This is a genomic window from Cupriavidus sp. WKF15, assembly GCF_029278605.1.
In the GTDB taxonomy this organism is placed as follows: Bacteria; Pseudomonadota; Gammaproteobacteria; order Burkholderiales; family Burkholderiaceae; genus Cupriavidus.
The window spans coordinates 1,785,020-1,803,274 of the sequence record NZ_CP119572.1 but is presented as its reverse complement, the minus strand read 5'-3'; the positions used below and the strand labels follow the sequence as shown (position 1 = coordinate 1,803,274).

At 63.2% G+C, this 18,255-nt stretch carries 10 protein-coding genes and 2 rRNA genes; 11 read left to right on the top strand and 1 reads right to left on the bottom strand.

The window, feature by feature from the left end:
• Positions 1 to 106 precede the first annotated feature (106 nt).
• From CupriaWKF_RS08390 to CupriaWKF_RS08360, 7 genes are all read left to right on the top strand, one after another.
• Positions 107 to 2,987, top strand: a 23S ribosomal RNA gene (locus CupriaWKF_RS08390).
• 129 nt (positions 2,988 to 3,116) lie between these two features.
• Positions 3,117 to 3,230, top strand: a 5S ribosomal RNA gene (gene rrf / locus CupriaWKF_RS08385).
• 283 nt (positions 3,231 to 3,513) lie between these two features.
• Positions 3,514 to 6,042: a hypothetical protein gene (locus CupriaWKF_RS08380; RefSeq protein ID WP_276100546.1), complete on the top strand. Its 2,529-nt coding sequence runs from the start codon at positions 3,514 to 3,516 to the stop codon at positions 6,040 to 6,042.
• A 31-nt stretch (positions 6,043 to 6,073) separates the two neighbouring features.
• A complete protein-coding gene (locus CupriaWKF_RS08375; RefSeq protein ID WP_276100545.1) occupies positions 6,074 to 7,999 on the top strand; it encodes a GMC family oxidoreductase in 1,926 nt (641 codons plus the stop codon).
• Positions 7,947 to 8,378: a hypothetical protein gene (locus CupriaWKF_RS08370; protein WP_276100544.1), complete on the top strand. Its 432-nt coding sequence runs from the start codon at positions 7,947 to 7,949 to the stop codon at positions 8,376 to 8,378. The genes CupriaWKF_RS08375 and CupriaWKF_RS08370 overlap by 53 nt, the downstream gene beginning before the upstream one ends.
• A 7-nt stretch (positions 8,379 to 8,385) precedes the next feature.
• A complete protein-coding gene (locus CupriaWKF_RS08365; protein WP_276100543.1) occupies positions 8,386 to 10,653 on the top strand; it encodes a molybdopterin cofactor-binding domain-containing protein in 2,268 nt (755 codons plus the stop codon).
• A 16-nt stretch (positions 10,654 to 10,669) separates the two neighbouring features.
• Complete coding sequence (locus CupriaWKF_RS08360; protein WP_276100541.1) at positions 10,670 to 11,128, top strand: (2Fe-2S)-binding protein; 459 nt, start codon at positions 10,670 to 10,672, stop codon at positions 11,126 to 11,128.
• Between the two features lie 28 nt (positions 11,129 to 11,156).
• On the opposite strand, the gene CupriaWKF_RS08355 is transcribed toward CupriaWKF_RS08360, so the two are convergent.
• Positions 11,157 to 11,621 carry a ferritin-like domain-containing protein gene (locus CupriaWKF_RS08355; protein ID WP_276100539.1) on the bottom strand — a complete coding sequence of 155 codons (465 nt, stop codon included), beginning with the start codon at positions 11,619 to 11,621 and terminating at the stop codon, positions 11,157 to 11,159.
• A 393-nt stretch (positions 11,622 to 12,014) separates the two neighbouring features.
• Here CupriaWKF_RS08355 and katG point away from each other — a divergent pair, with 393 nt between their 5' ends.
• The 4 genes from katG to CupriaWKF_RS08335 all read left to right on the top strand — a co-directional run bounded on the left by katG (position 12,015) and on the right by CupriaWKF_RS08335 (position 18,248).
• Positions 12,015 to 14,201 carry a catalase/peroxidase HPI gene (gene katG, locus CupriaWKF_RS08350; RefSeq protein WP_276100538.1) on the top strand — a complete coding sequence of 729 codons (2,187 nt, stop codon included), beginning with the start codon at positions 12,015 to 12,017 and terminating at the stop codon, positions 14,199 to 14,201.
• Positions 14,202 to 14,529: 328 nt separating this feature from the next.
• Complete coding sequence (locus tag CupriaWKF_RS08345; protein ID WP_276100536.1) at positions 14,530 to 16,083, top strand: TolC family protein; 1,554 nt, start codon at positions 14,530 to 14,532, stop codon at positions 16,081 to 16,083.
• Positions 16,076 to 17,218 carry an HlyD family secretion protein gene (locus tag CupriaWKF_RS08340; RefSeq protein WP_276100535.1) on the top strand — a complete coding sequence of 381 codons (1,143 nt, stop codon included), beginning with the start codon at positions 16,076 to 16,078 and terminating at the stop codon, positions 17,216 to 17,218. Before CupriaWKF_RS08345 ends, CupriaWKF_RS08340 begins: the two co-directional genes overlap by 8 nt.
• Positions 17,208 to 18,248: a DUF2955 domain-containing protein gene (locus CupriaWKF_RS08335; protein ID WP_276100534.1), complete on the top strand. Its 1,041-nt coding sequence runs from the start codon at positions 17,208 to 17,210 to the stop codon at positions 18,246 to 18,248. Before CupriaWKF_RS08340 ends, CupriaWKF_RS08335 begins: the two co-directional genes overlap by 11 nt.
• Positions 18,249 to 18,255: the final 7 nt, after the last annotated feature.

The window sequence follows — 18,255 nt, the reverse complement described above, 5'->3', positions numbered from 1 at the left end:
TTGTATCAACCAAAGTATTTAAGTGATCGAAAGATGACTTGGAATACGGCACAAATGCGAGAACTCACCTGTAGCAGGATGTCTCACTGAGACACACTTGTTATAGGGTCAAGCGAACAAGTGCATGTGGTGGATGCCTTGGCGATCACAGGCGATGAAGGACGCGGTAGCCTGCGAAAAGCTTCGGGGAGCTGGCAAACGAGCTTTGATCCGGAGATGTCCGAATGGGGAAACCCGGCCCGTATGGGTCATCGCTGACTGAATACATAGGTCAGCGAAGCGAACGCGGCGAACTGAAACATCTAAGTAGCTGCAGGAACAGAAATCAACCGAGATTCCCAAAGTAGTGGCGAACGAAATGGGAAGAGCCTTGTACTCTTTAGCAGTGTTGTTAGCAGAACGGGATGGAAAGCCCGGCCATAGCAGGTGATAGCCCTGTATGCGAAAACAGCGTTGTGGAACTAGGTGTACGACAAGTAGGGCGGGACACGTGAAATCCTGTCTGAAGATGGGGGGACCATCCTCCAAGGCTAAATACTCGTGATCGACCGATAGTGAACCAGTACCGTGAGGGAAAGGCGAAAAGAACCCCGGGAGGGGAGTGAAATAGATCCTGAAACCGCATGCATACAAACAGTCGGAGCCTGGAAACGGGTGACGGCGTACCTTTTGTATAATGGGTCAGCGACTTACATTCAGTGGCGAGCTTAACCGATTAGGGCAGGCGTAGCGAAAGCGAGTCCGAACAGGGCGTCCAGTCGCTGGGTGTAGACCCGAAACCAGATGATCTATCCATGGCCAGGTTGAAGGTGCGGTAACACGTACTGGAGGACCGAACCCACTAACGTTGAAAAGTTAGGGGATGAGCTGTGGATAGGGGTGAAAGGCTAAACAAATCTGGAAATAGCTGGTTCTCTCCGAAAACTATTTAGGTAGTGCCTCGTGTGTCACCTTCGGGGGTAGAGCACTGTCATGGTTGGGGGGTCTATTGCTGATTACCCCGCCATAGCAAACTCCGAATACCGAAGAGTGCAATCACGGGAGACAGACATCGGGTGCTAACGTCCGGTGTCAAGAGGGAAACAACCCAGACCGCCAGCTAAGGTCCCCAAGATTGGCTAAGTGGGAAACGAAGTGGGAAGGCTAAAACAGTCAGGAGGTTGGCTTAGAAGCAGCCACCCTTTAAAGAAAGCGTAATAGCTCACTGATCGAGTCGTCCTGCGCGGAAGATGTAACGGGGCTAAGCCAGTCACCGAAGCTGCGGACGCACAGCAATGTGCGTGGTAGGAGAGCGTTCCGTAAGCCTGTGAAGGTGTCTTGTAAAGGATGCTGGAGGTATCGGAAGTGCGAATGCTGACATGAGTAGCGATAAAGGGGGTGAAAGGCCCCCTCGCCGTAAGCCCAAGGTTTCCTACGCAACGTTCATCGGCGTAGGGTGAGTCGGCCCCTAAGGCGAGGCAGAGATGCGTAGCTGATGGGAAGCAGGTTAATATTCCTGCACCGTCGTATGATGCGATGGGGGGACGGATCGCGGAAGGTTGTCCGGGTGTTGGAAGTCCCGGTCCCTGTAGTGGAGAAGGCGCTTAGGCAAATCCGGGCGCGCAATTCAAGGCTATGGGGCGAGCGGCTTTATGCTGCGAAGCAATTGGAAGTGGTTCCAAGAAAAGCCTCTAAGCTTCAGTCATACGAGACCGTACCGCAAACCGACACAGGTGGGCGAGATGAGTATTCTAAGGCGCTTGAGAGAACTCGGGAGAAGGAACTCGGCAAATTGGTACCGTAACTTCGGGATAAGGTACGCCCTGGTAGCTTGACTGGCCTGCGCCAGAAGGGTGAAGGGGTTGCAATAAAATGGTGGCTGCGACTGTTTAATAAAAACACAGCACTCTGCAAACACGAAAGTGGACGTATAGGGTGTGACGCCTGCCCGGTGCCGGAAGATTAAATGATGGGGTGCAAGCTCTTGATTGAAGTCCCGGTAAACGGCGGCCGTAACTATAACGGTCCTAAGGTAGCGAAATTCCTTGTCGGGTAAGTTCCGACCTGCACGAATGGCGTAACGATGGCCACACTGTCTCCTCCCGAGACTCAGCGAAGTTGAAGTGTTTGTGATGATGCAATCTCCCCGCGGCTAGACGGAAAGACCCCATGAACCTTTACTGTAGCTTTGCATTGGACTTTGAACCGATCTGTGTAGGATAGGTGGGAGGCTTTGAAGCGTGGACGCTAGTTCACGTGGAGCCGTCCTTGAAATACCACCCTGGTTTGTTTGAGGTTCTAACCTTGGCCCGTGAATCCGGGTCGGGGACAGTGCATGGTAGGCAGTTTGACTGGGGCGGTCTCCTCCCAAAGTGTAACGGAGGAGTTCGAAGGTACGCTTGGTACGGTCGGACATCGTACCTAAAGTGCAATGGCAAAAGCGTGCTTAACTGCGAGACCGACAAGTCGAGCAGGTGCGAAAGCAGGACATAGTGATCCGGTGGTTCTGAATGGAAGGGCCATCGCTCAACGGATAAAAGGTACTCTGGGGATAACAGGCTGATACCGCCCAAGAGTTCATATCGACGGCGGTGTTTGGCACCTCGATGTCGGCTCATCTCATCCTGGGGCTGTAGCCGGTCCCAAGGGTATGGCTGTTCGCCATTTAAAGAGGTACGTGAGCTGGGTTTAAAACGTCGTGAGACAGTTTGGTCCCTATCTGCCGTGGGCGTTGGAATCTTGACGGGGGCTGCTCCTAGTACGAGAGGACCGGAGTGGACGTACCGCTGGTGTACCTGTTGTCTCGCCAGAGGCATCGCAGGGTAGCTATGTACGGAAGAGATAACCGCTGAAAGCATCTAAGCGGGAAACTCGCCTGAAGATGAGGATTCCCTGGCGGCTTGACCGCCTTGAAGGGTCGTTCGAGACCAGGACGTTGATAGGCTGGGTGTGGAAGCGCAGTAATGCGTTAAGCTAACCAGTACTAATTGCCCGTAAGGCTTGATCCTATAACCAGTGTGTTTTAGCCTGGTGAGTGGAAAATCGCCTTGTGCCGATACAGCACAACCCGAAGACTACAAAGACTACATCCCGAATTGGTGACGCTGACCCACCTGTCAGCGCCACAACCCCTTATGCCTGGTGACCATAGCGAGTTGGAACCACCCCTTCCCATCCCGAACAGGTCCGTGAAACGACTCCGCGCCGATGATAGTGCGGATTACCCGTGTGAAAGTAGGTCATCGCCAGGCTCTTACAATGCAAAACCCCTCGACAGCGTGTGCTGCGAGGGGTTTTTGCTTTGGCGCGGCGGTTCGCGCAGGTGACACCCGCGCCGCATCGGCTGACTCCCTGATGTATCTCCTTGCTTATCTCTGTCGGAAACATCGTCGAACTCACCGTCGCAAAAATAGCGTTGTAGATCAGTAATAACCTTGACTTCTCCTCACGTCATTTCTAGGTTTATCTGTACTCAACGGCGTGCGTAGCACACCACGCTGCTGTGATAGACCATCCGGTCGGGGAGGGACGACGGTGAACCTGCACAGCAAGTCGATTCTTTGGTCGGCCGTGTTCTGCGCCGCGCTGTTCGCAAGTGGCTGCTCAAGGCCCAAGGCCGGCCACGTCCAGGACGAAGCGCAGCAGGCCGGCCGCAATGCCGAATCGTTCCGGCATGCTGCCGACGACTACTTCCACGACATGGATCGTGGCGTGTCCCTGACGAAGGAAGAGATCCAGGGCCGCAATATGTGGATCGTGTGGACCGGTGGCAACGACCGGTTCTGGGACGCGATGACGAACTACACGTTCGGCGCGTTCGACCTGCTCAAGTCGATCAGCTCCCATCCGAGCCAGGGCTATTCACGCGACAACCGCTGGACCTATCTCGGTCTGCTCAACGAGCCATGCTTCAGCAAGCCAACCGGACCGAATCCGCAGCGCTTTGGCTTGTGGCTGGACCAGCGCAGCAAGGACTGCCCCGCGGACCCGTTCGAGAACGAGCAGGCGTACCCCGGCGTCAAGACCGGTGCGCGCGGCGCGACCTTCCCGGACGGCCAGAAGCTGCCCGTAGGTTCGTACTATGGCTATCCGACCGGCATTGTCGGGCTGCGGCTGTTCCCGAATCCCGCATTCGACGAGAAGGCGGCCAAGGCCTGGGATCCCGAGCGCTACTACACCGATCCTTCCTACTACAACCGGGCCGATCTCGTGCGGCCTTACCGCGTGGGGATGTCATGCGGGTTCTGCCACATTGGCCCGAGCCCGATCCATCCGCCAGCCGATCCCGAGCATCCGCAGTGGGCGGAGCTGAGCTCCACGGTCGGGGCGCAGTACATGTGGGTCGACCGGCTCTTCATCCACAACGCTTCAACACCCGCAGGCAAGCAGAACTTCATGTTCCAGCTGGTCCACACATTCCGGCCAGGGGCGATGGATACCTCGCTGGTCTCGACCGACAACATCAACAACCCGCGCACGATGAACGCGCTCTACGACCTGATGGCGCGGATGGGCGTGGCCAGGCGGATCGGGCAGGAAACCATCGCAGGCGGGGAGAAGAACAACAAGCAGCTGAACGATTTCGTCCAGACTGGACCACTTTCGGAATTCTTCAAGGCGCCCGATACGGTCTGGACACCACACGTCCTCAAGGACGGCGCCGATTCCGTCGGCGTGCTCGGGGCGCTCAATCGTGTCTACCTGAACATCGGCCTGTTCAGCGAGGAATGGCTGCTGCATTTCAATCCGATCCTTGGCGGCAAGTCGATTTCGCCGATCGAGATCGCGGTAGCACAGAAGAATTCCTCGTACTGGCGCGCAACGGAGGCGGGATCGTTCAATCTGGCCGCATTCCTGCTGAAATCGACCCCGGCCGACCACCTGGCCGATGCGCCCGGCGGCAACGCCTACCTTGCCGATCCGGCCACGCCTGACGGGGGCCGCCTCTTGAACCGCGGCAAGACAGTGTTCGCCGAGACCTGCGCGCGCTGCCATTCGAGCAAGGGGCCACCACCACCGGCGGACCTGCAGATGCGCGACTGCGGCGGCGACAAATACATCGCTTGCTTCCAGCGCTACTGGAAATGGACCCAGACCGATGAGTACAAGGCAAAGATGCGCGACATCGTCAATGCGCCGGACTTCCTTGCCAACAACTACCTGTCCAGCGATGTCCGCGTGCCGGCCACGCTGCTGCGCACGAACATCTGCAGCCCGCTGGCCACCAATGCGCTCCGCGGCAATATCTGGGACAACTTCTCGTCGCAGACCTACAAGGGCCTGCCGTCCGTGGGCGCCGTGACGCTGCACGACCCGTTCACGGCCGAACGCTGGCAGTACCGCATGCCGGCCGGCGGGCGCGGCTACACGCGTGTGCCGTCGCTGATCAGCATCTGGTCGACGGCGCCGTTCCTGCTCAACAATACGCTCGGGCCATTCAGCAGCGATCCTTCGGTCAAGAGCCGGATGCAGGTCTTCGACGCATCGATCGAACAGCTTCTCTGGCCCGAGAAGCGTGCCCATGACACTGTGCTCGGCACGAAAGTGCCGGGCGTGATCGACCGCACCACGGAGCGCAGCGAGATCAAGATTCCGGTCGGTTTTGTGCCTGACGCGCTGCGGCCCATGGAGGGCTTGCTCCACCGTTGGGTGCCCTGGCTGGTGGGCGAGGGTGGCGACGTGACCATCGGCCCGGCGCCGGCCAGGATGCCGGTGAACCTGCTGGCGAACCTGCAGCCGCTGTCGGAGACATCCGATCCGGTTGCCAAGGCGGAACACGCGGCCAAGGTGCTCAAGCTGCTGGTGAAGCTCAAGGGAGACCTTGCATCGGTACCTGAAGGCGCGACCGACGACGACCTGCGAAAGATCTATGCGGATGTGATCAAGCCGATGCTGTCGCTCAGCAAGTGCCCAGATTTCGTGGTCAATCGCGGCCACTATTTCGGTACTGCCGAATTCAACAACCAGGACGGCCTGAGCGCCGACGAGCGATCGTTCGGCAAGGAGCCTGTGCTGAGCGATGACGATAAGCGGGCCTTGATCGCCTTCCTGAAGACGTTTTGATAATCCAAGGCCGACGACGTGGCGGAGGGCTATGTCTGGGCAAGATGAAACGGAATGGGACTACGTAGTCGTCGGATCCGGCGCTGGCGGCGGTACGCTGGCCGCGCGCCTCGCAGAGGCTGGCATGCGCGTGTGCGTGCTGGAAGCCGGTTGCGATGCGCGCGCGCATGAGATGTCATGCATGCCCGAGGATTACGACGTGCCGGGCTTTCACGCCTGCGCTAGCGAGAATCCGGCCATGGCGTGGAATTTCTTCGTGCGCCACTATGCCGATGACGCCCAGCAGCGCCGCGATCCCAAATGCGGCCCGTCCGGCGTGCTGTACCCGCGCGCGGGCACGCTTGGCGGTTGCACGGCGCATAACGCCCTGATCTTCCTGTATCCCCACGATGCGGACTGGGACTATATAGCCGACCTGACCGGCGACCCGTCCTGGACGGCGCCACGCATGCGACGGTATGCGAAGCTCGTCGAGCGATGTCGTCACCGCCCGCTCTGGAACCTCGCGCGCCGCTTCGGCCTCGATCCGACGCTGCACGGCTGGGGCGGCTGGCTGCACACGGAACGCGCAATGCCGCTGGAAGCGCTGGCTGATGACGCGCTGGTCCGCGTCATCATCGGTTCCATGGAGCTGGCCGCGCGCAGCGTGCCCAGGCGCCTGCGCGCGTGGCTGCGGCTGATCCGCTGGCAGGGGGATCCCAATTCGCGGCTGTGGGGACGGCGCTGCTTCCACGGCGTGTGCTACACACCGCTGACCACGCAGCGCCACGCGCGCCACGGTACGCGCGAACGCTTGCTCGACGTGGCGCAACGGCATCCGGCGATGCTGCATATCGAAACGGATGCACTGGCTACGCGCGTACTGTTCGACGGCCAGGGCAACGCTTGCGGCGTGGAATACCTGAAGGGCCGGCATCTCTATCAAGCGCACGTGAAGCCGAACGAACAGCTCGGGGAGCGGTGCCTGGTCCGCGCGCGGCGCGAGGTGATCCTCGCCGGCGGCGCATTCAACACGCCGCAGTTGCTGATGCTGTCCGGTATCGGGCCAGCCGAACATCTGCGCGAACATGGCATCCCGGTGCGGGTGGACCTGCCAGGGGTCGGCCGCAATTTGCAGGACCGTTATGAGATCGGCGTCGTGAACCGGATGTCGCGCTCATGGGAGGTGCTCCAGGGCGCGAGGTTCGTGCGCGACGACGCGCCGTACCGACGCTGGTTCGATTCGCGCGACGGCGTCTACACCACGAACGGCGTGGCCACGGCGGTCATCCGCCGCTCGGGCCGGCGCATGCCCGTGCCGGACATCTTCTGCATGGCGCTGCTGGAACGCTTTGTCGGCTACTACCCGGGCTACTCCAAGGTCTTCGCGCAGAACGACAACATGCTGACGTGGGCGATCCTGAAGGCGCACACGCGCAACCGCGCCGGCATCGTGTCGTTGCGCTCGGCCGATCCACGCGACGTGCCCGATGTCGACTTCCGGTATTTCGACGGCGCCGACGACCCGAAAGGCGAGGACATGCGCGCGCTGATCGGTGCGATCCGCTTTGTGCGGGGCCTCGCGCAGCCGCTGGCGGAGCAGGGGTATATCGCGCACGAAGAACTGCCGGGCGCTCATATCCAGAGCGATGAGGACCTGGCCGGCTATATCCGCGACAACGCCTGGGGCCACCATGCATCCTGCTCGTGCCCGATCGGCGCGCGCGCGGCGGGCGGCGTGCTGGACAGCAGCTTCTGCGTGCATGGCACGCGCCGTCTGCGCGTCGTCGATGCCTCGGCGTTTCCGCGCATTCCTGGCTTCTTTCCCGTGAGCGCCATCTACATGATGGCCGAGAAGGCTGCCGAAGTACTGCTGGCCGCGGCACAGGCAACGCCGCCGCTGCCATTCGAGATAGGAGACCACCATGGCCTACGACGTGCACAAGCTTCTGCAAATGCAGCAGGCCGAACTGGATGACCTGTTCCGCGAGAGCCCCGCGGGCGATATCCCGAACGGCGAGGCGAAAGGCACCGCCATCATCTCGCCCGGTACGGTATTCAGCGAAAGCATGGCGCGCATGGTCAGCCTGTTCGCGTGGCAGGGCAAGGTATTCGATGCCAGCCGCGGCGTGCTCAAGAACCGCATCACGCCATTCGGGCTGGAGGCCATCCTGGCCAAGGTCTACAAGGCGGACAGCTGGCTTGACCACAAGGAATGCATCGTGCTCGACTACTCCGATACCTCGCTGGTGGCGCACTGGATACGCGACGAGATACGCTGTATCGCGCCAGGCGTGTACCTTGGCAAGGTGTATTGGGACAAGGCGCGCCTGATCGATTTCTGCCTGGAATTCTGATCCCGCCATGAAGCGCAGAGCGTTCGTCTTTGGCGGTATCGGTGCAGTCGGCGCTTTGGTTGTCGGCTGGACCGTGCTGCCCGTGCGACAGCGGTTGGCTACGTCGGCGCCGCTGCCGACCCACGGCGCCGAAACCGCGCTGAACGGATGGGTCAAGATCGACGTGGACAACAGCGTCACCATCATGATGTGCCGCTCCGAGATGGGGCAGGGCGTGCATACCGGCCTCGCGATGATCCTGGCGGAGGAACTCGATGCCGACTGGAGCCGCGTGCGCGTGGAGAACGCGCCGCCGGACAGGATCTTCAACAACCTTCAGGTGGTCGTGGACGGACTGCCTTTTCGTCCGGACGATCATGGTCTGGTCCGCCGCATCGCGGACCAGCTCACGCGCAAGCTGATGCGCGAGATCGGCGAGATTGCCACCGGCGGGTCCTCCGGCCTGAGCGACTTGTGGATGCCCATGCGCGAGGCCGGCGCCTCGGCGCGGGCCATGCTCGTAGCCGCAGCGGCGCAGCGCTGGCGCGTGGCCGGGTCGGAGTGCCGCACCGAAGGCGGCAAGGTGCTGCATGGCTCCGGACGTTCCGTGACATTCGGCGAGCTGGCCGACACCGCCGGGCGCCAGCCGATGCCGGACAAGGTGCGGCTCAAGGACCCGTCCGCGTTCCGCCTGGTCGGGCGGCCGCTGCACAGGCTCGATGCGGCAGCAAAGACGAACGGGTCCGCACGCTTTGGCATCGATGCCTTGCCGCAAAAGCTGCTGTACGCCAGCGTCCTCATGTGCCCGACCGTAGGCGGTCGCGTAAAGCATGCCGACGTCAGCGCCGCACTGGCGCAGCGCGGCATCGTGAAGGCGTTCGTCGTGCCGCCTTTCGACGGAGGCACTGGCGGCGTTGCGGTCGTCGCCGACAACGCTTTTCGCGCGATGCGGGCGCTGGACGCCCTGAAGGTCGACTGGGATCCCGGCCCGGCAGCCGGCGCGTCGAGTGCCAGGCTGATGGCGCGCATGGTTGCGGCACTGGATCGCAATGACGGCCACGACTACTACACGCGTGGCGATGTGGACGAGGTGCTGCGCGGCGCCGCGAAGGTGATCAACGCCGAGTATCGGGCGCCATATCTCGCGCACGGTGCCGTCGAGCCCATCAACTGCACGGTCCAGTACGAGGACAACGCGGCAACGGTTTGGGTTTCGACACAGGTGCCCGGCATTGCACGCGCCCATGCCGCGAGTGTCCTTGGGCTGCGGCCCGAGCAGGTGGACCTGCAGGTCATGATGCTGGGCGGCGGCTTCGGCCGGCGCCTGGAGGCCGATTTTGTCTCGCAGGCCGCCGCGATCGCCCGCGAGGTCAAGGGGCGGCCGGTGCAGACCATCTGGACGCGCTCGCAGGACATGGCGCACGACTTCTACCGGCCCGCCTGCGTGGCACGGTTGCGGGCCGGCCTGGATGGCGAAGGTCGGCTGGTAGGCTGGCACGCCCGTTCGGCGGGCCAGGCCGTGGTACCGGAGATGCTGGCGCGCGACTTTGGCTTCCCTCGCATTCCGGTCGACAAGACGGTGGCGGAGGGCGCCTATGACCAGCCCTATGCGTGGCCGGCGGCCCGGGTTTCCCATACGAATGTCGAGCTGCCCATTCCGGTGGGCTTCTGGCGCTCGGTCGGCCACTCGCACCAGGCATTCTTCACGGAGTGCTTTCTCGACGAGATGGCGGCGGCCGCGCGCAAGGATCCGGTGGCGTTCCGTGCCAGCCTGCTTGGCGGGCATCCGCGGCATCTGGCTGTGCTGCAGCGCGTGGCAGCCTTGTCTGGCTGGGGCAAGCCGATCGTGCGCGCGGCGGACGGTATCGCGCGCGCACGCGGCGTGGCGTTGCACCAGTCGTACGGGAGCATCGTCGGGCAGGTCGCGGAGGTATCTGTCGCGGGGGACAGGACCATCCGCGTCCATCGCGTGTTCTGCGTGATCGATTGCGGCACGCCCGTGAATCCCAACCTGATCCGCCAACAGGCCGAGAGCGGCATCGTGTTCGGATTGTCCGCCGCGCTGTACCAGGAGATCACCTTCGTGAATGGCGTCGTGGAGCAAAAGAATTTCCATGACTTCCCGGTCGTGCGCATGGCCGATTGCCCTGCGATCCAGACCGACATCATTGCCAGTGCCGAGGCGCCCCAGGGCGCGGGAGAAGTCTGCACGCCGCCGATTGCACCGGCCGTGGCCAACGCGCTGTTTGCGCTGACCGGCCAGCGCCTGCGGGCGCTGCCGCTGAAGCTCGCCTAGTCGAGGAGGACACCCCATGGCGACCCTGAACGTAAACGGCAAGCCGGTCAGCGTGGATGCCGAACCTGACATGCCGCTGCTCTGGATCCTGCGTTGCGAACTGGCGCTGACCGGAACGAAGTACGGCTGCGGCGTGGGCATCTGCGGGGCCTGCACGCTGCATGTGGACGGCAAGGCCGAACTCGCCTGCCAGTTGCCCATGTCGAAGCTGCGCCCGGCCACGAAGATCACGACCATCGAAGGGGTGCAGGGCAAGGAAGCCGACGCCGTCAGGGCGGCGTGGCTCGACGTCGACGTGGTCCAGTGCGGCTACTGCCAGAGCGCGCAGATCATGGCCGCCTGCGCGCTGCTCAAGGCCAGGCCGAAGCCGACCGATGCGGACATCGACGCGGCGCTGGGAAATATCGTCTGCCGTTGCGGCACCTATCCGCGCATCCGCGCGGCGATCCACAAGGCGGCCGGGCAGGCGCCGTGAGCGTATGGCAGCATGGCTGCCGCGGAGCTCAGCCCGGGCTGGACTGCGCCGTCGCCGACTGTCCGGGCTTGCGCAGCATCTTGTCGACCTCGCCGGCATGCAGTTCCTCGACCTGGATCTGCTGGCGCGCATATTCTTCCAGCGCCACCGAGCGGCCTTCGACCAGCCCGAGCAGTTCGCGGTACAACTCCAGGGCCAGCATCTCCGTCGCCAGGGATTCGCGCAGGATGGAACCGATATCGAAAGTATGGCTGTCCAGCAGCTTGCCGATGCCGAGCGACGGGTAGGCGCCCAGGGTCGTGATCCATTCCCCCGCCTGGTGGGCATGCAGCAGCGATTCGTTGGCCTGCTCGCGCAGCCACGACACGATCGGGATGCGCCCAAAGCCGAACACCAGGAAGGAATAGTGCGTATAGCGCACTACACCGGCAAGTTCGGCTTCGAGTATTTGATTCAGCACGCCGACGACTTTGTCCTTATCGAGTTCCGTCATGACAATTCTCCCTGCAGCGTGGTATTGGCGGGACTTTTGCGGCAGTACCGCCGTCGGCCAAGGGGCTATGGGCGGCCGCTTGGATGCTTCCGCTGGCGGGCTGTTTCATTCTAGTCGGCGGGCGTACACTGTTCGCCCTTGCTGGTTCCTGACCGACGCGCGCCTCGCCTGGACGCGGTGAAATGTCCGTCATGAACGTAGTCAGCAAGGAATGGGATAGGAAGTCGCCTTAGCTTTTTTCTTTTTCAGCCATGAAGTAAACCTATTTCCGCCCGGTGTGAAGAAACAGTACTCTATTCAGGGCAGTGCTTGGGCTCCAAGGCGGAGCCGCGGTTGGGAGCAAGCGATCTAATAACGAACGATCTGGGTGCATACGAACCAAGGAGGCAACACATGTCGACCGAATCGAAGTGTCCGTTCAACCACGCCGCCGGCTCGGGGCAGTCGAACCGGGACTGGTGGCCCAATCAGCTGAACCTGGGGATCCTGCGCCAGCATTCTTCCCTGGCCGATCCCATGGACAAGGGATTCAACTACGCCGAAGCATTCAAGAGTCTCGATCTTGCGGCCGTGAAGAAGGATCTCACGGCGCTGATGACCGACTCGCAAGACTGGTGGCCGGCGGACTTCGGCCACTATGGCGGTTTGTTCATCCGCATGGCCTGGCATGCTGCCGGCACGTACCGCATCGGCGACGGCCGTGGTGGCGCGGGTTCAGGGCAGCAGCGCTTTGCGCCGCTGAACAGCTGGCCTGACAACGTCAACCTGGACAAGGCGCGCCGGCTGCTTTGGCCGATCAAGCAGAAATACGGCAACAAGCTTTCGTGGGCCGACCTGATCGTGCTGACCGGCAACGTCGCACTGGAGTCGATGGGCTTCAAGACGTTCGGCTTCGGCGGCGGGCGCGAAGATGTCTATGAGCCGGACCAGGACGTCTACTGGGGCTCCGAAACCGCGTGGCTGGCCGACAAGCGCTACTCCGGCGTGCGCGACCTGGAAAACCCGTTGGCTGCCGTCCAGATGGGCCTGATCTATGTGAATCCGGAAGGCCCGAACGGCAATCCGGATCCTGCCAAGGCGGCCGTGGATATCCGCGAGACCTTTGCCCGCATGGCCATGAACGACGAGGAGACGGTCGCGCTCATCGCCGGTGGCCATACCTTCGGCAAGACCCACGGCGCCGGACCGGCGTCCCATGTGGGGCCGGAACCGGAAGCCGCCGGGCTCGAAGAACAGGGCCTGGGTTGGCGCAGCAGCTTTGGTTCCGGCAAGGCCGGCGACGCCGTCACGAGCGGTCTGGAAGTGATCTGGTCGACCACCCCAACAAAGTGGAGCAATAGCTACTTCGAGAACCTGTTCGGCTATGAATGGGAGTTGACGAAGAGCCCGGCCGGCGCGCACCAGTGGAAGCCCAAAGGCGACGCAGGCGCCAACACCGTGCCGGACCCGTTCGAGCCGTCCAAGCGGCGCGGGCCGACCATGCTGACCACGGATCTTTCGCTGCGGGTTGACGCGGCTTACGAGAAGATCTCAAGGCGCTTCTACGAGAATCCGGAGCAGTTGGCCGATGCCTTCGCCCGCGCGTGGTTCAAGCTGACACACCGCGATATGGGCCCACGTGCGCGCTATCTCGGCCCCGAGGTCCCCGCCGAAGAACTGATCTGGCAGGATCCTATTCCCGCCCTCGATCACATGCTGGTCGACCATGAGGACATTACCGCCCTCAAGGGCAAGATCCTGGCGGCCGGGCTGCCAATCTCGCAACTGGTGTCGACGGCCTGGGCTTCGGCCTCGACCTTCCGCGGCTCCGACAAGCGTGGCGGCGCCAATGGCGCTCGCATCCGTCTCGCACCGCAGAAGGACTGGGAGGTGAACCAGCCGGCCCGGCTCGCGCAGGTGCTGGAGACCCTTGGGAAAATCCAGAGCGAGTTCAACAGCGCCCAGACCGGCGGCAAGAAGGTCTCGCTGGCCGACCTGATCGTGCTGGCCGGCTGCGCCGCCATCGAGCAAGCGGCGAAGCAGGGCGGCTACGACGTCAAGGTCCCGTTCACGCCGGGGCGCATGGACGCCGCGCAGGAGCAGACCGAGGTCGAGAATTTCCGGGTGCTTGAACCGATTGCCGACGGATTCCGTAACTACCTGAAGGGCACGTACGCCATCCCGGCCGAAACCTTGCTGGTCGACAAGGCGCAATTGCTGACGCTGACTGTGCCCGAGATGACGGTGCTGATAGGTGGCATGCGCGCCTTGAACACGAACTTCGGACAGACACAGCACGGTGTCCTGACCGATCGACCGGAGACGCTGACCAACGACTTTTTCATCAACCTGCTCGACATGGGCACGGAATGGAAGTCGGTGGCGGATGACAAGGACGTGTTCGAGGGCTACGACCGCGCAACGGGCAAGCTGAAGTGGACCGGCACGCGTGTCGATCTGATTTTCGGCTCCAACTCGCAGCTGCGCGCCGTGGCCGAAGTCTATGGCTGCTCGGATGCCAGGGAGAAGTTCGTCAAGGACTTTGTCGCGGCCTGGAACAAGGTGATGAACCTGGACCGTTTCGAGGTTGCCAACGGCTGAGCGTCGGCTGACGACATCGGTGTCCTGCAAAACGGCCGGTCGCAAGACTGGCCGTTTTCTTCTCTGGTGCCCTGTTTTCGCAACGGCGTTGCGCCTAAGACGAACGCCCGATGGCTGAAATCGCGATAGCGCACCATAATTGCCGTGTATATCGAATCGTCACATGCGATTTCGCAGAGGAGACTCGTATGCCGCAGGATCCCGCTTCGGCAATGACGATCCCCCCGGGCTTGCCTGGCACAGGGGGGCGGGACGGCGCCTTGCTTTTGCGCGCCGGAGCACCGGGCCCGCACCGGAAGCCTATTGCAACCGTCGTTCGCTCCTGACCATGTCGTCGAGGGCCCGCCTGGCTGGTCCGTTGCTGTCGGTGGCGCTGCTGCTTGGCGGCTGTGTCCGGCTGGGCCCGGACTTTCAGGCGCAACGCGAGTCGTGGACCGAATCGTGGAGCACTGCCGCGCTCGAGGAAACCACGCAGCAGCGGCAGCAACCGGACCTACGCCAGTGGTGGCAAGTCTTTGGCGACCCCATCCTTGAAAGGCTGATTGCCGAGGCCGACGCCGGCAACGCCGGTGTCAGGATCGCGGGGCTGCGCGTGGTCGAGGCCCGGGCCCAGCTGGGCATTGCCCTGGCCGGGCGCTACCCGCAGGTCCAGCAGGCCAGCGCGGAAGCGCTCTACGTCCATAGCCGGCAATCGGCGGCCACGGTCCAGACCAGCCGCGTCTGGCAGTACAGCGCGGGGGTGGATGTTGGCTGGGAGCTGGACTTCTGGGGGCGCTTCAGCCGCGCGATCGAATCCGCGGATGCGGCCTACTTTGCCTCGCGCGCCAACCATGAGGACGTGCTGGTGCTGCTGCATGCGCAGGTGGCCCAGACTTACTTCACCTTGCGCGCGGCGCAGGCCCGCTTGCGCATTGCCCGCGAGAATGCGCGGCTGCAAAAGCGCAGCTTCGAAATCACCGAGCGGTTGTTCAAGGGGGGCGAGAGCGACGAACTCGACCTGCAGCAGGCCAAGACGCAATACCTTGGCACCCTGAGCAGCATTCCCGAGCTGGAAGGCCAGATCCTGCATGCGCGCAATGCGCTCGCGATCCTGATCGGCCGCCCGCCGGCGCCCATGCATGAACTGCTGGACCTGCCGGAGAAAGAGGGCATAGTGCCGCTCATCGACCGTGCCGTGCTGCAGGATGTCCCGGCCAGCCTGCTGCTGCGCCGCCCGGACATCCGCGCCGCCGAACTGCAGATAGCCGCGCAATCGGCGTTGATCGGCGTGGCCAAGGCCGATCTCTATCCATCCCTGACCCTGCTCGGCAGCATCGGCTGGTCGGCCAGTTCGCTGCCCGGCACACCGAACGGCTTTGTGCTGATAGCGGGGCCGAGCCTGCGCTGGAACATCTTCGATTACGGGCGCATCCGCAACAACGTGCGCATACAGGATGCCCGTTTGCAGCAGCTTATCGTGGCCTACCAGGACAGCGTGCGCCAGGCCGCGCGCGAAGCGGACGACGCCGCCAGCGGGCTGATCAAGGCGCTCGAGCGCGAGGCGATCCTGGGAGAGGCGGCAACGGCCGCCAACCGCTCGCTGACCCTGGCCAATGCCTTGTTCCGCGAGGGGTACTCGGATTTCCAGCGCGTGCTGGATGCCCAGCGCGCGCTGTTTGCCCAGCAGGATGCTTACCTCGTCAACCGCAGCACGGCCGTGGGAAATCTCATCGCCTTGTACAAGGCTCTCGGCGGCGGCTGGCAAACCGGGCAGCCGCTCATCGATGCGGCGACGCGGCAGCAGATGGAGCAGCGCACCGACTGGGGCGGACTGATCGAAGAGGCAACGAGCGAGCCAGCTGGTAAACGCTCATCCTTGCAGGGAGGCAGAACTGATGAGTGAAGCCGTTCCACCGACTCCGACACCGACTCCGACACCGACTCCGGCGCCGTCACCAGCGTCCCCGGCAGATCCCGCGCGCAAGGGCACGAGGTGGGTGGTGGCGCTGATCATGGTGAGCCTCGCGTGGTATCTGTTCGCCGACCGCTATACGCCCTACACGCAGCAGGCGCGCATACAGGCCTACGTCGTCCCGGTGGCGCCGGAGGTATCCGGGCGCGTCACGCGTGTGCTGGTGCACAACAACCAGGACGTGCAGTCAGGCGCCGTGCTGTTCGAGGTCGATCCGCAGCAATACCGCATTGCAGCGGACCGCGCGCGCGCGGACCTGGAATCAATGCGAAGGCAGATTGGCGCGAGCACCGCGGGCATCGCGTCGGCGCAGGCCGCGCTGCGCGCGGCCCAGGCTAACGAGGTCAAGGCACGCCAGGATAGCGAACGCCTTGAGCGCCTGTACCGCGAGGATCCCGGCACCGTATCGATACGGCGGCTCGAGGTGGCGCGGGCCACCCACACGCAGGCCACCAGCCAGGTCGACGCGGCCCGCGCGGAGGTTGAGCGTGCGCGGGAGCAGCAGGGCGGCAGCGAAGAGGACAACGCCAAGATGCGCAGCTCGGCGGCCGCCCTGGAGAAGGCCGAGCTCGACCTCGCCAACGCCCAGGTGCGCGCACGCACTGCCGGCCTGATCACTGACCTGCGCACCGAAACCGGCCTGTATGCCGCCGCCGGCAATCCAGTCATGACGCTGATTGCGATCCATGACATCTGGATCAGCGCCGACCTGACGGAGAACAATCTTGGCCACGTCGAGCCCGGGACTCCGGTGGGAATCGTGCTGGACGCATTGCCTGGCAGGGTACTCGCGGGCCGCGTTCGCAGCATCGGCTACGGCGTCAGCGCTGGGCAGAGTCCGCCGCCGGGCAGCCTGCCGACCGTCCAGAACAGCCGCGACTGGCTGCGCCCGGCCCAGCGCTTTCCGGTGGTCGTCGAGATCGACAAAGGCGAACTGGCGACGCTGAAGGGCATTCGCGTGGGCGGGCAGGCCGAAGTCATGGCCTTCCCGACCGAAGGGAACCCCCTCAATCCGCTCGGCCGCTTGTTCCTGCATGCGATGAGCTGGCTGTCCTATGTCTACTGATGCTGCCGTGTCCGGCGCAATCGGTGTCCGCGGACGGCGGGCGCTGCGGCTGGCCATCGGCACCGCGCTTTGCCTGGCCACCAGCTTCGGGTTGAGTTGGCCGATTCCGATGGTCGCCCCGGTGATCGGCGCCTTCGTGCTCGCCTCGCTCGACCGGCCGCTGCCCGCCCGGGCCGGCGTGGGTCTGGCGCTGGTGGCCATGCTGGCCACCGGGAGCGGCCTGCTGATCGTTCCGTTCCTGCGCCAGTCCCCGTTCAGCGGCGTGCTGATGACAGCGCTTGGCCTGTTCCTGGCCTTTCGCCATGGCTTGCGTGGCGGCAACAGCCTGGTCGGCACCTTCCTGGCGGCCGGGCTTACCATGGTCTCGGTGGCGGGGACGGCGGATATCGGCCTGGCCCTCACCGTTGTCGCCGCTCTGGTCAAGGGCTTGCTGCTGGCGGTGGCGGTCCTGTCCCTCTGTTATGCGCTGATTCCGGAGCCGGGAGCCAGGCCGGCGCCGCGGCGCGCGCCGCCAGTCTCGCAAGGCGATGCCAACCGGATGGCCTTGCGCGCAGTGCTTGTCGTCATGCCGCCTGTCCTGCTCGCGCTTGGTGACCCGGCCGCCTATATGCCGATCCTCATGAAAGCCGTCAGCCTCGGCCGGCAAAGCTGCACCACGGCACGCGGGGCCGCGCGCGAACTGCTTGGATCCACGCTGCTCGGGGGGCTGCTGGCTATTTTGTTCTGGTGGGCCCTGGGCCTGTTCGTGCATCTGTGGATGTTTTTTCTCTGGATGCTCCTGTTTGCGCTGCTGCTGGCGCGCAAGCTCTTTGCGGGGCCGCCGGGCCGGCTATCGCCGGGCTTCTGGCTCAACACGCTGGTGACGCTGATCATCCTGCTGGGCCAGTCCGTGGAAGACAGCGCCGCGGGCAAGGATGTCTACCATGCCTTCGCAGTCCGCATGGGCCTGTTCATCGGGGTAACGCTATATGCCTGCCTGATGCTGGAACTGCTTGAGCAACGTAGCAGCGCTTCGTCCTCCGTGCTTTGATAAGGAA

What these genes read in the sequence shown, in the direction of transcription:
- CupriaWKF_RS08375 (WP_276100545.1), top strand. Translation starts at nt 6,074, where the DNA reads ATGTCTGGGCAAGATGAAACGGAATGGGACTACGTAGTCGTCGGATCC.
- CupriaWKF_RS08370 (WP_276100544.1), top strand. Translation starts at nt 7,947, where the DNA reads ATGGCCTACGACGTGCACAAGCTTCTGCAAATGCAGCAGGCCGAACTG.
- CupriaWKF_RS08365 (WP_276100543.1), top strand. Translation starts at nt 8,386, where the DNA reads ATGAAGCGCAGAGCGTTCGTCTTTGGCGGTATCGGTGCAGTCGGCGCT.
- CupriaWKF_RS08360 (WP_276100541.1), top strand. Translation starts at nt 10,670, where the DNA reads ATGGCGACCCTGAACGTAAACGGCAAGCCGGTCAGCGTGGATGCCGAA.
- CupriaWKF_RS08355 (WP_276100539.1), bottom strand. Translation starts at nt 11,621, where the DNA reads ATGACGGAACTCGATAAGGACAAAGTCGTCGGCGTGCTGAATCAAATA.
- katG (WP_276100538.1), top strand. Translation starts at nt 12,015, where the DNA reads ATGTCGACCGAATCGAAGTGTCCGTTCAACCACGCCGCCGGCTCGGGG.
- CupriaWKF_RS08345 (WP_276100536.1), top strand. Translation starts at nt 14,530, where the DNA reads ATGTCGTCGAGGGCCCGCCTGGCTGGTCCGTTGCTGTCGGTGGCGCTG.
- CupriaWKF_RS08340 (WP_276100535.1), top strand. Translation starts at nt 16,076, where the DNA reads ATGAGTGAAGCCGTTCCACCGACTCCGACACCGACTCCGACACCGACT.
- CupriaWKF_RS08335 (WP_276100534.1), top strand. Translation starts at nt 17,208, where the DNA reads ATGTCTACTGATGCTGCCGTGTCCGGCGCAATCGGTGTCCGCGGACGG.